Genomic DNA, 12,992 nt, shown 5'->3' on the forward strand with positions numbered 1-12,992 from the left:
TTTCCCAGGAGCTTAGGAGCTTCTCAGATGTTCGACTCCGTGCGCGACGACCTGCGCGCCACCCTCGACGAGATCCGCGCCGCCGGTCTGCACAAGCCCGAGCGCGTGATCGGCACCCCCCAGTCGGCGACGGTGAACGTCACGGCGGGCGGCCGCCCCGGCGAGGTCCTCAACTTCTGCGCCAACAACTACCTCGGCCTCGCCGACCACCCCGAGGTCGTCGCCGCCGCCCACGAGGCGCTGGACCGCTGGGGCTACGGCATGGCCTCCGTCCGCTTCATCTGCGGCACCCAGGAGGTGCACAAGGAACTGGAGGGCCGGCTCTCCGCGTTCCTCGGCCAGGAGGACACGATCCTCTACTCCTCCTGCTTCGACGCCAACGGCGGCGTCTTCGAGACCCTCCTCGGCCCCGAGGACGCGGTGATCTCCGACGCCCTCAACCACGCCTCGATCATCGACGGCATCCGCCTCAGCAAGGCGAAGCGCCTGCGTTACGCCAACCGCGACATGGCCGACCTGGAGGCCCAGCTCAAGGCGGCCGACGACGCCCGGCGCAAGCTGATCGTCACCGACGGCGTCTTCTCGATGGACGGCTACGTCGCCCCCCTCGGAGAGATCTGCGACCTCGCCGACCGCTACGACGCCATGGTCATGGTCGACGACTCGCACGCCGTGGGCTTCGTCGGCCCCGGCGGCCGCGGCACCCCCGAGCTGCACGGCGTCATGGACCGCGTCGACATCATCACCGGCACCCTCGGCAAGGCCCTCGGCGGCGCCTCCGGCGGCTACGTCGCCGCCCGCGCCGAGATCGTCGCCCTGCTGCGCCAGCGGTCCCGGCCCTACCTCTTCTCCAACACCCTGGCCCCGGTGATCGCCGCCGCCTCCCTGAAGGTCCTCGACCTGCTGGAGTCGGCCGACGACCTGCGCGTCCGGCTCGCCGAGAACACCGCCCTCTTCCGGAGCCGGATGACCGAGGAGGGCTTCGACATCCTCCCCGGTGACCACGCCATCGCCCCGGTGATGATCGGCGACGCCTCCGAGGCGGGCCGCATGGCCGAGCTGCTGCTGGAGCGCGGCGTCTACGTCATCGGCTTCTCGTACCCGGTCGTGCCGCAGGGGCAGGCCCGCATCCGCGTACAGCTCTCCGCCGCGCACTCCACGGCCGACGTGAACCGCGCGGTGGACGCCTTCGTCGCGGCGCGGGAGCAGCTCGCCGCCTGAACGCCGGTGACCTGAGAGAATCGATCCCGTGATCGAAGCGCGGCGGCTGCACATCCTCCGAGCGGTGGCGGACCACCGCACCGTGACGGCGGCTGCCGCCGCGCTGTACCTCACCCCTTCCGCGGTCTCCCAGCAGCTGGCCGCCCTGGAGCAGGAGACCGGCCACCGCCTGGTCGAGCGCGGCGCCAAGGGCGTCCGGCTGACCCCGGCGGGCGAGATCCTGCTGAACCACACCAACGCCGTCCTCGCCCAGCTGGAGCGGGCCGAGGCCGAACTCGCCGCCTACGGCTCGGGCGCCGCCGGCACCGTCACCGTCGCCTCCTTCGCGACCGGCATCGCCCTGGTGGTCGCGCCCGCGCTGGCCCGCCTCGCCGAGACCGCGCCCGGCATCCGCATCCGCGTCCAGGACGCCGAGGGCGACGCCAGCCTGCCGATGGTCCTGGACCGGCAGGTCGACGTGGCCGTCGCCGTCGAGTACCGCGGGGCGCCGCCCGCCGACGACCCGCGGCTGACCCACGTCCCGCTGTACGCCGAGCCCTTCGACGCGGTCGTCCCGGTGTCCCACCGCCTCGCGGGCGCCGACGAGGTCCCGCTCGCGGAGCTGGCCAAGGACCCGTGGATCGGCCCCTACCCGGGCAACCCGTGCCACGACGTCGTCGTGCTGGCCTGCGAGAGCGCCGGGTTCCAGCCCCGCATGGAGCACTCCTCGGACGACTTCCGCGCGGTGGTCTCGCTCGCCGCGGCCGACGCGGGTGTCGCGCTGGTCCCGCGCTCGGCGCTGCACGGCACCGACCTCACCGGCGTGGTCGTCCGCCCGGTCGACGGGGTCGCGCCCACCCGCCGGGTCTTCGCGGCCGTGCGTCGGGGGGCCGAGGAGCACCCGCTGATCCGGCCGGTCCTCGACGCGCTCGACGAGGTGGCCCGGGCGTGAGGCTTCCGTAACGCGCTCGTCTCACATGAGGGATAGCCTCCCTGATATGAGAGACGACGACGGGGCTGCCGACCTCGTGGACGCCCGGCTCGCCGCCCGCCTCGCCGAACTGCGGGCCGAGCACGGCTGGTCGCTGGGGGAGCTGGCGGAGCGCAGCGGAGTGAGCCGGTCCACGCTGTCCCGGGCCGAGCGCGCGGAGACCAGCCCCACCGCCGCCCAGCTGAACCGCCTGTGCGCGGTCTACGGCCGGACCATGTCGCGGCTGCTCGGCGAGGTCGAGGCGGAGCCCGCGCTGCTGGTCCGGGCGGACGAGCAGCCCCGCTGGGAGGACAGGACCGCGGGCTTCGTGCGCCGCTCGGTGTCCCCGCCGCACGCCGGACTGCGCGGCGAACTGGTCGAGGGACGGCTCGCCCCCGGCGCCGACATCGCCTACGACCGGCCGCCCGTCCCCGGCCTGGAGCAGCACGTCTGGGTGCTGGGCGGCGACCTGGAGGTGACCACCCAGGACGTCGCGCACCACCTCGGCACCGGGGACTGCCTGCGGATGCGGGTGTGGGGGCCGACCAGGTTCCGCTGCGCGGGCCCGGAGGAGACGCGCTACGTGCTGGCGGTGGTGCTGCCGTGATCGTCAGCCGTGTCGACGAGCGCCGACTGGCCGTGCTGCTGGAGGAGTTGGCGGACCTGCTGACCGACGTCGTGGACGGCGGCGCGTCGGTCGGCTTCCTCGCGCCGCTGGAACGCGGCCCGGCGCTCGCATGGTGGCGGACCAGGGTCCGCGCGGTGGCCGCCGGGGAGCTGGCCGTCTGGGTGGCGCACGAGGGGGAGCGGGTGTGCGGGACCGTGAGCCTCGCCCTGCCCGACAAGCCCAACAGCCGCCACCGCGCCGAGCTGGTGAAGCTCATGGTGTCCCGGGCGGTCCGCGGCCGGGGCGTGGGACGGAGGCTGCTGACGGCCGCCGAGGAGTCGGCCGCCGCGGCCGGCCTCACCCTGCTCCACCTGGACACCGAGACCGGCAGCCCCGCCGAACACCTCTACCGCTCCGCCGGGTGGACCCGGGCCGGCACCATCCCCGGCTACGCGGCGGACCCGGGCGGCGAGTTGCGGCCGACGACGCTCTACTACAAGCAGGTCGGCGTCCCCGCCGCCGCCGGGTGATTGTCAGTGGCGGCGGATAGCGTGCCTGACATGCCGGACGCCGAAGACGTACGCCGTGTCGCCCTGTCCCTGCCGGACACCACGGAGAAGACCGCCTGGAGCATGCCCACGTTCCGGGTCGCGGGGAAGATGTTCGCCACGCTGCCCGAGGACGAGACCTCCATCGCGGTGCGCTGCCCCAAGGAGGAGCGCGACGAACTGGTGCTGGCCGAGCCCGGGAAGTTCTGGATCGCGGGGCACGAGGCGCAGTTCGCCTGGGTCCGGGCCCGGCTCGCGGCCCTGGAGAGCGAGGACGAACTGCGCGACATCCTCGCCGACTCCTGGCGCCAGGCAGCCCCGCCCCGCCTCCTGGAGGCCCATCCACGACTGGGGCTGCCGGCCGGGGACTAGAAATCCCTCGGGCGTTGTCGGTGCCCCGTGGCATGATCCGGGGACCGCGTGGCAGCCGGGGCCGGAGGGGGGCTCCGGCTGTCGGGCGTACGGCGCGGCCGGGGAGGGGAGCGCGGGATGGCCGGGACGGCCTCGCAGTCCACGCACGAGGAGGCGACGGCGGCGCGAGCCGTCTGGTCGCGCGACTTCGCGCTGTTCTTCGCCGCGCGGGCCATCGCCCGGCTGGGCGACACCATGCTGCCCGTCGCGCTCGCCGCCGGTCTGCTGCAGCACGGGTACGGGGCGGGCGCGGTCGGCCTCGCCATGGCCTCGACCGCCGCCGCCTTCGCCGGACTGGTCGTCTTCGGCGGAGTCCTCGCGGACCGCTTCAGCACCCGCAGGCTGATGATCGGCGCGGACCTGGTGCGGCTCGGCACCCAGGCGCTGGCCGCCGTCCTCTTCTTCTCCGGACACGTCGTGCTCTGGCAGATCTGCGCCATCGGGTTCGTCAACGGTGTCGCGAGCGCCGTCTTCCAGCCCGGCGTCGCCAGCACCGTGCCCCGCCTGGCCGCCGACATCCAGGGCGCGAACGGCGCGATACGCGTCGCCGAGTCCGCCGCCCAGCTCGCCGGTCCCGCCGTGGCCGGCCTCCTGGTCGGCTTCGCCTCACCCGGCGGGGTCTTCGCCGCCCACGCCACCACGTACGCGGTCAGTGCCGGGTGCCTGCTGCTGCTCCGGCTGCCCCCGCTCGCCCCGGGCGGCCGGACCGCGACCGGTCCGCGGACGAAGGCCTTCCGCGCCGACCTCGTCGAGGGCTGGCACGAATTCCGCTCCCGCCGGTGGCTGTGGGGCGTCATCGCCGTCTGGTGCGTCTACATGATCGCCGTCTGGGGCCCGACGGTCCCCCTCGTGGCCACCGAGGTGGTCCAGGAGCACGGCGCACGCGCCTACGGCCTGGTCAACTCCGCCCTGGGCGCCGGCACCGTCGTCGGCGGCCTCGTCGCGCTGCGGCTGCGGCCCCGCCGCATGCTCCGCGCCGGGGCGATCGCCCTCGTCGGCTTCGCCGCCTTCCCGGCGAGCGTCGGCGCCGGGCTCGACGTCCCCGCGATGGCCGCGGGGGCCGCCGTCGCCGGGGCCGGGATGTCCTTCTGGGGGGTGATGTGGGCGACCAGCGTGCAGACCCAGGTGCCGCCCGACGTCCTCAACCGCATCCACGCCTACGACGTCGCGGGCTCGCTGGCGATGATGCCCGTCGGCCAGGCCCTCGCCGGGCCCGCCGCCTCGGCCCTGGGCGCCGACCACGTGCTGCTCGTCTCCGGCGCGACCAGCTTCGCCGTCTGCGCGGCCCTGCTCCTGATACCGGCGGTGCGCGGCCTGGTGCGGGTCGACGCGGCCACGGCCGGCCCGGGACGGGCGGCGCGGAAGGCTCGGCCGTCCCGGGCCGAGAAGTGCTGACCGCGGTACCCGCCCCCGAAAAGCGATGCGCGACCACGGGCCCGAGTGCGGTATGGTTTTCCTGCGCGTTCGGCCGGGGGAAACCCCAGGTCAGACGGGCAACGGGACGTGGCGCAGCTTGGTAGCGCACTTGACTGGGGGTCAAGGGGTCGCAGGTTCAAATCCTGTCGTCCCGACACGGCGAAGGGCCTTCGCGGACAGCAGTCCGCGAAGGCCTTCTTCGCGTGCGGGCGAGGTGGCGGCCGCACGCCGCCACCCGCGCCTCAGTCCACGCAGCCCACATGCGCCAGCGCCTGCTTCAGCAGCACCCCGTGCCCGCCCGGCATCTCGCCGCGCACCGCCTCCGACAGGGCTTCGCGCGGGTCGAACCAGACCAGGTCCAGCGCGTCCTGCCGGGGCCGGCAGTCACCGGTGACCGGCACCACGTAGGCCAGGGAGACCGCGTGCTGCCGGGGGTCGTGGTACGGCGTCACACCGTGCGTCGGGAAGTACTCGGCCACAGTGAACGGCTGGAGCGAGGACGGCACCCGGGGCAGCGCCACCGGGCCCAGGTCCTTCTCCAGGTGGCGCAGGAGGGCGTCCCGGACCCGCTCGTGGTGGAGCACCCGGCCGGAGACCAGCGTCCGGCTGACCGTCCCGTCCGGGCCGATGCGCAGGAGCAGGCCGACGCTGGTGACTTCGCCGCTGTCGTCGACGCGGACGGGCACCGCCTCGACGTACAGGATCGGCATGCGGGCACGTGCCATCTCCAGCTCGTCGGTCGTCAGCCAGCCCGGCGTGGTTTCGGTCATGTCAGACATCGCTTGATCATACTTTCAGCCGTTCCTGCTTCCCGGGCGGCGCTGCGGGACTGTGACCGGTCCCACGCCGCTCAGCCGTCGTCCATCGGGCCCCCGGGCAGCCGGTAGACCCGGCGGGCGTTGTCCCGGCCCGCCCAGCGCGCGAGGCGCAGCGCGTCCGGAAGGGCCAGCTCGTCGGCGTCCAGCCGCTCCTGGAGCAGCCCCGCCAGTCCCCGCCGGAACGCGACCGCCCCGAGGTGATGGAACTCGGCCACACCATAGGCGTCGGAGCTGTACAGGAGCTTCCGGAACGGGGTGATCTCCGTCGCTTCCGCGAGGATCGCGCCCGCCCGCGCGGGGCCGACGTGGTGCAGGGTGAGGCCCACGTCCAGGTACACGCGCTCGAAGACCGCCGAGAGGTACGCCGCCTGGCGCTGGTAGGGCCAGCAGTGCAGCAGCAGGACGGGGATCGTGCCGGCGGTCAGGTGCAGCCAGTCGGTCAGCAGGGTCGGGTCCACGCGGTGCATGCGGATGTCGCCGTCGCCGAACCCGGTGTGCAGTTGCAGCGGCAGCCCCAGGTCCACCGCGGTCCACAGCAGGTGCCGGACGAGCACCGGGTCGTCGAGTCGGCCGCCGCGCGCGAGCCACCGCCGGGCCGCCCCCGTGACCTCCTCGGCCGAGGGACGGGCCGGGTCCAGGCCGAAACCCGTCCGGTAGGCCGCCACCGACTTGACACCCACCACGCCCGGCCGCCGCACCGCCTCCCACGCGGCCGTGCGGAACGCCTCCGCGTACGCGTCCGGCTCGACACCGCCCGCCGCCACCGCCTCCGCGACCTGCTCGAGTCGCACCACTTCGTACGCCGTTGCGTCCGCCGCGCGCGCCAGCTCGGCCGGCCCGGTCACCCGGTGCGGGGCGTAGCCCGTGTCCACGCAGAACACGCCCGTGCCCGCGGCCCGCAGGAACCGCCGGTTCACCTCGGCCGCGCCCAGTTCGGACCGCCGGGCCAGGTACACGTCCGCGGGCGCGTGGCGCGGCAGGTCCAGCAGGGGAGAGCAGTGACGGCGCACGGCGAGGCCGACGGGGCTGTCGAAGGGGGACACGCCGGGCCATCGCTCGCCCTCGGTGAGGAGGGACTCGAAGCTCTCGCGGTCCAGGTCGCCGGTGACGGCGCCGTGGCAGTGGTGGTCCACCAGCTCCAGCGCGGCGAGGCTCTCGTGGACGGGGCCGCCGGCCATGTCAGTACTTCCAGCGGTAGGCCGCCGCCACCCGGTCGTCGTCGAGCCCGTCGACCGCATCGATCTCCCCCTGCCGTACGGCGGTCACCGCGTCGGCCAGGACCGGCCCCAGCGCGGTCCGCAGTACGTCGTCCGCGCGGAACGCCGCCACCGACTCGGCGAGGGAGACCGGCAGCCGGCGCACCCCTCGGGCCGCCGCGTCGGCGGGGTCCAGCCGGGCCGGGTCGCCGGTGATCTCCTCGGGCAGCGGCGCGGACGACGCGAGTCCGTCCAGTCCGGCGGCGATCACCGAGGCGAGCGCGAGATACGGGTTGGCGGCCAGGTCGACCGGCTTCACCTCCAGGTTCGCCGCCCGGCCCTGCTCCCCGGCGCTCCCGGTGACGACCCGCAGGGCCGCCTCCCGGGTCTCCCGGCCCCAGGAGGTGAAGACGCCCGCCCACTGCGAGGGGCGGAGCCGCAGATGGCTGGCCGGGCTCGGCGCGGTCATCGCGGTGAGTGCCGGCAGGTGGCCCAGCACCCCGGCGACGAAGGACTCGGCCTCGGCGGTCATGCCGTACCGGCCGGTGGAGCCGGCGTGCAGGTTGGTCCCGTCCCGCCAGGCGGAGAGGTGGATGTGCCCGCCGTTGCCGACGCCCCGCCCGAGGACCGCCGGGGCGAAGGAGACCCGCAGCCCGTGCCGCTGGGCCACGGCCCGGATCGTCTGCCGGACCAGCACGCTGCGGTCGGCCGCCGCCACCGGGTCGAGGGCACCCACCGAGACCTCGAACTGCCCCGCCGCGTACTCGGGATGCAGCTGCTCCACGTCCACGCCCTGGGCCGCGAGAGCCGCCAGCAGGTCGGCGGCGCAGTCGCTGAGCCCGATCTGGCGGGTGGCGCCGTACGCCGGTCCCGACACGGCCGGGACGAAGGCGTCGTCGTCCGCGTCGCCCCGGCCCACCGACCACTCGATCTCGATCGCGGCCTTGAACCGGACGCCGTACCGCTCGGCGGCGTGCGCGACGGTCCGGCGCAGGACGGTGCGCGCGCACGCCGGGTGCGGCCCGCCCTCCTGCGTGATCCGGTCGACCGGCGCCCATGCCCAGCCGGGCTGCGCCGCCAGCACGGTCAGCCGGTCCAGATCGGGGTGGAGGCGCAGGTCGCCGTCCGGGGAGCCGAGGACGTCCGTGGCGACGATCGAGTCGTCCGCCAGGAACGTGTCGAACACCGGGGACATGCCCACGCCCCACGCGGCGGCCGAGGCGAGCCGCGCGGTGGGCACGGTCTTCACCCGGGCGATCCCCGCCGTGTCGACGTACGCCAGCACCACACCGTGCACCCCCTGGCCGGACAGCTCACCGCTCAGCGCGGTGGCCCGCTCGGTCTCGCCCGGGCGCCCGCCGGGCACGGGGTCGCTCTCGCTCACGTCTCGGGCTCCTTCGCGCGTGCGCCGTCCGACGCCACCATTGTGCCGTCCGGTGATCACGCTGTCCGGGTTTCGCCGGATCCGTGCACACGGCGCCGCCCCGCACCGTGTCGGCGGACGCGGGGCGGGGCGCGGGAGTCGGGGTCAGGTCATGGGGGTGGGCTGCGGGGAGGGCGTCCCGCCGTCCAGGACGGTCTTCAGGCGGTCGGTGCCCTGCCGCACCCCCTGCTCGACGGCGTCGGCCTGGTCGCCGTCGAGGCCGCCGCCGGTCACGGTCAGGGCGGAGGTGCCGACGCGTACGACGGCCACGTCCAGGCTGAGCGTGGCCGGACCGCCGCCGGTGGAGCCCTGCACGGTCACGCGCAGGCCCTCACGGGCGTCGCCCACCTCGGGCACCGACGCCTCGGTCACCTGGACCGTGCGCTTCTCGCCCTCGGAGTCGGTCGCGGTGAACTGGTCGCACTTCTGGGGCAGGGAGCCCATCCACTCCAGGCGGTCGTCCAGTCCGCCGCGGTCGTAGCCGGCCACCTGGTCCAGGAGGCGGGAGTCGCCCTGCTCGAAGCCGGTGACCGCCGACGGTCCCGACGGCTCGCCCAGCAGCTTCTCGCCGTAGAGCCCGTCGAGGAGTTCCTGGCAGTCCGAGGCGTCCGTCCTGGCGGTGAGGAAGTCGGACACGTCGACCGCGCCGACGAGCATCTGGTCGCGCCACTTGTCCGCGTCCTGGACCTGGTTCCAGTCGCCCTCCAGGTCGCCCTCCGTGAGCAGCGCGGCCTTCGCGCCGGACTCGGTGAGGGTGGGGGCGGGGGTCTTGGGGGATCCGGTGGGCTGTGCCGCGCGGGTCCGCTCGGCGGCGGGGGAGGCCGGCCGCGCCCGTTCCGCGGCGGTGTCCGAGGCCGCGCCCGACCCGCCGGCCTCGTCCGAGCAGGCCGCGGCCGTCAGCAGCGCGCCCGCCGTCAGGGCGGAGACCACGAGGCGGGCGGGGCGGGACGGTCGACGGCTCATCGCGGGATGCCTCCTGGGACGGGAACGGTGTCCTCAGCGCATCACCGCGGCCGCGGGCCCACCAGCGCACGGGGCTGTTCGGGTGACGTGACGCCGGGCCGGGCGGCCGGGCTCAGCCCGCGCGTTCCAGGGTGTCCTCGGCGACGTCCTTGTCCACCGCCGCGCGCACCAGCGCGGCCGCGAGGACGGCCGGCTCCGTCGTCCCGGCGAGGCCGAGGAGCCGGTCCGGGTCGGACGGCAGGCCGAGGCGTTCCGCGCCCTGGAGGGCCTTGCGGTCCAGGGTGGGGCCCGCCTCCGGCCAGACGAGCTGGGCCTCGCGCAGGAAGATGTCCGCCCCGGTCGGACCCACTCCGGGAAACTCCCGGAGCAGCCGCCGTACTTCGGAGAGGTCGCCGTCCGCCTCCTCGCGGAGCCGGCGCAGGTCGCCGCCCCACCGCTCGGTCAGCAGTTCGGCGGCCTCGCCGAGCTGGGAGGCGGTGCGCTCGTCGTAGCGCCGGTAGCCGCCCCGGCCGAGGGCGTCCACCCGCTCCTGCCAGTCGGCGTCGGCCATGCGCCGCGGGTTCCGCAGCCCCGCGTCGTACAGGGCGCGCGCGGTGGCCACCGCGATCGAGCCGCGGATGCGGGCGCTCAGCAGGTGGGACAGGACCAGCAGTCGGTACAGCGGCTGCGGGGTGTCCTTGAGCCGGATGCCCGCCTCCTCGGCGTACGTCCGCCCGTGCGCGTCGACGAGCGCGCGCACGATCTGGCGTTGGCCGGGGCTCACGCAACCCCCTAGGGCTTCAGCGGGTCGTGGCCGACCGTCATCAGGCGGTGCCGGAGCGCGGTGTCGTCGGACCGGGGCTCGTTCTCCAGGTCCGCCTGCTCCGTCACGGTGTCCACGACCTCGCGCATCGCGCCCAGGTCGTCCTCCGTGAGGTCGGTGCGCCGCTTCTGGAGGATCGACAGGACGTGCCGGCCGAGCGGCGGTCCCGCGTCGTCCGGCAGCGGCTCGGTCAGCTCACCGGAGTCGCGTATCCGGAGCCAGTCCGCGAGTTCCGCGGAGGTCATGTTCACCACGCGGTGGAAGTCCGCCCACAGTGCGTCGAGTTCCAGGGCGTCGGCCATGAGGTGCCCCTCAGTTCGTCGTGCGTACGTGCGTAGGCGCGGGTGCCCGAGGGGTGCAGCGGCAAACGCGCCGCCCGGTCAGCGGGCGAGCACGCCGTCCAGGAAGCGGGTGACGTCGGCGAAGACCTCGGCGCGGTTGGTCTCGTTGAACAGCTCGTGCCGGGCGCCCGGATAGATCCGCTCGGTCAGGTCGCCGCCGCTCAGCGCTTCGACGCCCGGGCGGCTGCCCGGCAGCGGCACCAGGCGGTCGTCGTCCCCGTGCACCCACAGCAGGGGCAGCGGGCCGACGTCGCCGTCCTCGGCCACCTTCCCCAGGGCCCGTACGAAGGCCTCCAGGGTCGGCCGCTTCATCGGGCCGTGCCAGACCAGCGGGTCCGCCGCGTACGCAGCGCCGACCGCCGGGTCCCGGGAGAGCGAGGCCGGGCTGATCGGGATGTCGGGGATCTCCGGCAGGGCGAGCAGCCGGCGCGGCAGCTCCCAGTCGCCGATGACCGGCCCGGACAGCACCAGCGCGGTCAGCCCGCCGGGGTGGCGCTGGGCGTAGCGGGAGGCGATCAGGCCGCCCATGGAGTGGCCGATCACGACGAACGGGAGGTCCGGGTGGGCGGCGCGGGCCCGTGCGGCCACGGAGTGCACGTCGGTGACCACGTCCTCGAAGTCCTCGACCAGCACCCGCTCGCCGTCGGACCGGCCGTGTCCGGTGTGGTCGAGACCCCAGACCGCAGCGCCGTGTCCGGCCAGGACACCGGCCACCTCCTCGTAGCGCCCGACGTGCTCGCCGTAGCCGTGCACCAGCAGCGCCACGTACCTGGGCCGGTCGGCGGGCCACTCGCGGGCGGTGATCCGTCCCCGTGTTCCGGGCAGGTCGTGTGCGCGGGCCTCGGCCATGGCTCCTCCGGCTGTGTCGGTGAAGGTCATCGGAGGATCTTCCCAGGGAGCGGTCCGGCGGTCTATAGTCCAAAACTAGCAGTGCTAATTAATGTCGTGTGCCCCTCGTCCGGCGGCGTGCCGTCCGGCGACCGGGCGACGACGGTCAGGAGTCCCCTCGTGCGTCCCGTCCACTTCGCGGCCGCCCGCCGCACCCCGATCGGCAAGCTGCGCGGCGCCCTGTCCTCCGTGCGGCCCGACGACCTCGCCGCCGCCGTGATCCGGGGCCTGGTCGCCGACGTGCCCGCGCTCGACCCCGCCCGCGTCGACGACGTGTACTGGGGCGCCGCCAACCAGGCCGGCGAGGACAACCGCAACGTCGCCCGGATGGCCGCCCTCCTCGCGGGCCTGCCCGAGTCCGTCCCCGGCGCCACCGTCAACCGGCTGTGCGCCTCCGGCCTGGAGGCCGTCACCACCGCCGCCCGCACCGTCGCCGCGGGCGAGGCGGACGTCGTGCTCGCGGGCGGCTCCGAGTCGATGAGCCGCGCCCCCTTCGTGCTGCCCCGCCCGGACGAGGCGCTGCCGCACCGCATCGAGACCGTCGACACCCGCCTCGGCTGGCGCCTGGTCAACCCGGCGATGAAGGACCTGCACGGACTGCTGGCGATGGGCGAGACCGCCGAGGAGGTCGCCGGGCGGTACGGCATCTCGCGCGAGCGCCAGGACGAGTTCGCCCTGCGCAGCCACCAGCTCGCCGCCGAGGCCCGCAAGAACGGGTACTTCGACGACGAGATCCTCTCCGTCGAGCGTCCCGACGGCGTGGTCGTCGACGCCGACGAATGCGTCCGCGAGGACACCTCGCTGGAGAAGCTGGGCCGCCTCAAGCCCGTCTTCCGCCCCGGCGGCACGGTCACCGCGGGCAACGCCTCCCCGATGAACGACGGCGCCGCCGGACTCCTCCTGGTCAGCGAGGAGGCCCTGAACGACCTGGGCATGGAGTCGCTGGGACGCTACGTCGCCGGCGGCTCGGCCGGCGTCCACCCGGACGTCATGGGCATCGGCCCGGTGCCCGCCACCCGCAAGGTCCTCGCCCGGGCCGGCTGGAGCGTCGACGACCTCGCCGAGGCCGAGTTCAACGAGGCGTTCGCCGCCCAGGCCCTCGCCTGCGTCGACCAGCTCGGCATCGACCCCGGCCTGGTCAACCCCACCGGCGGCGCCATCGCGCTGGGCCACCCGCTCGGCTGCTCCGGCGCCCGCATCCTCACCACCCTGCTCCACCGCATGCGCCGCACGGGAGCGGCCCGCGGGCTGGCCACCATGTGCGTCGGCGTGGGGCAGGGCAGCGCGGTGCTCGTCGAACGGCACTAGGGGCTGTCTGACAATTCCGGTCTGCCCCGCGGGCGACGACGGGAATGGCCAGACAGCCCCTAGCCGCAGGTACGCCGCACCTCTCCGCAGAGCCGCAGCAA

14 protein-coding genes and 1 tRNA gene are annotated in these 12,992 nt (G+C 74.8%); 8 read left to right on the forward strand and 7 right to left on the reverse strand.

Annotated features, from left to right (window positions below; all coding sequences use genetic code 11):
* The first annotated feature begins 27 nt into the window (after positions 1 to 27).
* The 7 genes from OIE75_RS35705 to OIE75_RS35735 all read left to right on the forward strand — a co-directional run bounded on the left by OIE75_RS35705 (position 28) and on the right by OIE75_RS35735 (position 5,307).
* Positions 28 to 1,221 carry a glycine C-acetyltransferase gene (locus OIE75_RS35705; RefSeq protein ID WP_329473402.1) on the forward strand — a complete coding sequence of 398 codons (1,194 nt, stop codon included), beginning with the start codon at positions 28 to 30 and terminating at the stop codon, positions 1,219 to 1,221.
* A gap of 28 nt (positions 1,222 to 1,249) precedes the next feature.
* Positions 1,250 to 2,152 carry a LysR family transcriptional regulator gene (locus OIE75_RS35710; RefSeq protein WP_307016400.1) on the forward strand — a complete coding sequence of 301 codons (903 nt, stop codon included), beginning with the start codon at positions 1,250 to 1,252 and terminating at the stop codon, positions 2,150 to 2,152.
* A 46-nt stretch (positions 2,153 to 2,198) separates the two neighbouring features.
* Entirely contained in the window at positions 2,199 to 2,777 is a 579-nt protein-coding gene (locus tag OIE75_RS35715) for a helix-turn-helix domain-containing protein (protein ID WP_329473403.1), read from the forward strand.
* Positions 2,774 to 3,307 (forward strand): GNAT family N-acetyltransferase, encoded by a 534-nt coding sequence (locus OIE75_RS35720; RefSeq protein WP_329473404.1) that lies wholly within the window; start codon positions 2,774 to 2,776, stop codon positions 3,305 to 3,307. Before OIE75_RS35715 ends, OIE75_RS35720 begins: the two co-directional genes overlap by 4 nt.
* A 30-nt stretch (positions 3,308 to 3,337) precedes the next feature.
* Positions 3,338 to 3,697, forward strand: a complete 360-nt coding sequence (locus OIE75_RS35725; protein WP_329473405.1) for an MmcQ/YjbR family DNA-binding protein — start codon at positions 3,338 to 3,340, stop codon at positions 3,695 to 3,697.
* A 117-nt stretch (positions 3,698 to 3,814) separates the two neighbouring features.
* Complete coding sequence (locus OIE75_RS35730) at positions 3,815 to 5,131, forward strand: MFS transporter (protein WP_329473406.1); 1,317 nt, start codon at positions 3,815 to 3,817, stop codon at positions 5,129 to 5,131.
* Positions 5,132 to 5,233: 102 nt separating this feature from the next.
* A tRNA-Pro gene (locus OIE75_RS35735) sits at positions 5,234 to 5,307 on the forward strand.
* 87 nt (positions 5,308 to 5,394) lie between these two features.
* On the opposite strand, the gene OIE75_RS35740 is transcribed toward OIE75_RS35735, so the two are convergent.
* The 7 genes from OIE75_RS35740 to OIE75_RS35770 all read right to left on the reverse strand — a co-directional run bounded on the left by OIE75_RS35740 (position 5,395) and on the right by OIE75_RS35770 (position 11,544).
* A complete protein-coding gene (locus OIE75_RS35740) occupies positions 5,395 to 5,922 on the reverse strand; it encodes an NUDIX hydrolase family protein (protein WP_181849552.1) in 528 nt (175 codons plus the stop codon).
* An 80-nt stretch (positions 5,923 to 6,002) separates the two neighbouring features.
* On the reverse strand, positions 6,003 to 7,148 hold the full coding sequence (locus OIE75_RS35745) for an amidohydrolase family protein (protein ID WP_329473407.1): 1,146 nt from the start codon (positions 7,146 to 7,148) through the stop codon (positions 6,003 to 6,005).
* A gap of 1 nt (position 7,149) precedes the next feature.
* The gene (locus tag OIE75_RS35750; RefSeq protein ID WP_329473408.1) at positions 7,150 to 8,550 is read right to left on the reverse strand and encodes a glutamine synthetase family protein; all 1,401 of its coding nucleotides are present in this window, start codon (positions 8,548 to 8,550) and stop codon (positions 7,150 to 7,152) included.
* 144 nt (positions 8,551 to 8,694) lie between these two features.
* The gene (locus OIE75_RS35755) at positions 8,695 to 9,552 is read right to left on the reverse strand and encodes a hypothetical protein (protein WP_329473409.1); all 858 of its coding nucleotides are present in this window, start codon (positions 9,550 to 9,552) and stop codon (positions 8,695 to 8,697) included.
* Between the two features lie 112 nt (positions 9,553 to 9,664).
* On the reverse strand, positions 9,665 to 10,315 hold the full coding sequence (locus tag OIE75_RS35760; RefSeq protein ID WP_329473410.1) for an endonuclease: 651 nt from the start codon (positions 10,313 to 10,315) through the stop codon (positions 9,665 to 9,667).
* 8 nt (positions 10,316 to 10,323) lie between these two features.
* A complete protein-coding gene (locus OIE75_RS35765; RefSeq protein WP_122616441.1) occupies positions 10,324 to 10,656 on the reverse strand; it encodes a DUF3140 domain-containing protein in 333 nt (110 codons plus the stop codon).
* Positions 10,657 to 10,734: 78 nt separating this feature from the next.
* Entirely contained in the window at positions 10,735 to 11,544 is an 810-nt protein-coding gene (locus tag OIE75_RS35770; protein ID WP_329474129.1) for an alpha/beta hydrolase, read from the reverse strand.
* 159 nt (positions 11,545 to 11,703) lie between these two features.
* Between OIE75_RS35770 and OIE75_RS35775 the strand changes: the two genes are divergently transcribed.
* Positions 11,704 to 12,891 (forward strand): thiolase family protein, encoded by a 1,188-nt coding sequence (locus OIE75_RS35775; protein ID WP_329473411.1) that lies wholly within the window; start codon positions 11,704 to 11,706, stop codon positions 12,889 to 12,891.
* Positions 12,892 to 12,992 lie beyond the last annotated feature (101 nt).

Source organism: Streptomyces sp. NBC_01723, assembly GCF_036246005.1.
GTDB lineage: Bacteria > Actinomycetota > Actinomycetes > Streptomycetales > Streptomycetaceae > Streptomyces.

Bases quoted from the DNA above. Each gene is read 5' to 3' on its own strand.
- OIE75_RS35705 (WP_329473402.1), top strand. From the start codon at position 28: ATGTTCGACTCCGTGCGCGACGACCTGCGCGCCACCCTCGACGAGATC.
- OIE75_RS35715 (WP_329473403.1), top strand. From the start codon at position 2,199: ATGAGAGACGACGACGGGGCTGCCGACCTCGTGGACGCCCGGCTCGCC.
- OIE75_RS35725 (WP_329473405.1), top strand. From the start codon at position 3,338: ATGCCGGACGCCGAAGACGTACGCCGTGTCGCCCTGTCCCTGCCGGAC.
- OIE75_RS35730 (WP_329473406.1), top strand. From the start codon at position 3,815: ATGGCCGGGACGGCCTCGCAGTCCACGCACGAGGAGGCGACGGCGGCG.
- OIE75_RS35740 (WP_181849552.1), bottom strand. From the start codon at position 5,922: ATGACCGAAACCACGCCGGGCTGGCTGACGACCGACGAGCTGGAGATG.
- OIE75_RS35745 (WP_329473407.1), bottom strand. From the start codon at position 7,148: ATGGCCGGCGGCCCCGTCCACGAGAGCCTCGCCGCGCTGGAGCTGGTG.
- OIE75_RS35755 (WP_329473409.1), bottom strand. From the start codon at position 9,552: ATGAGCCGTCGACCGTCCCGCCCCGCCCGCCTCGTGGTCTCCGCCCTG.
- OIE75_RS35765 (WP_122616441.1), bottom strand. From the start codon at position 10,656: ATGGCCGACGCCCTGGAACTCGACGCACTGTGGGCGGACTTCCACCGC.
- OIE75_RS35770 (WP_329474129.1), bottom strand. From the start codon at position 11,544: ATGGCCGAGGCCCGCGCACACGACCTGCCCGGAACACGGGGACGGATC.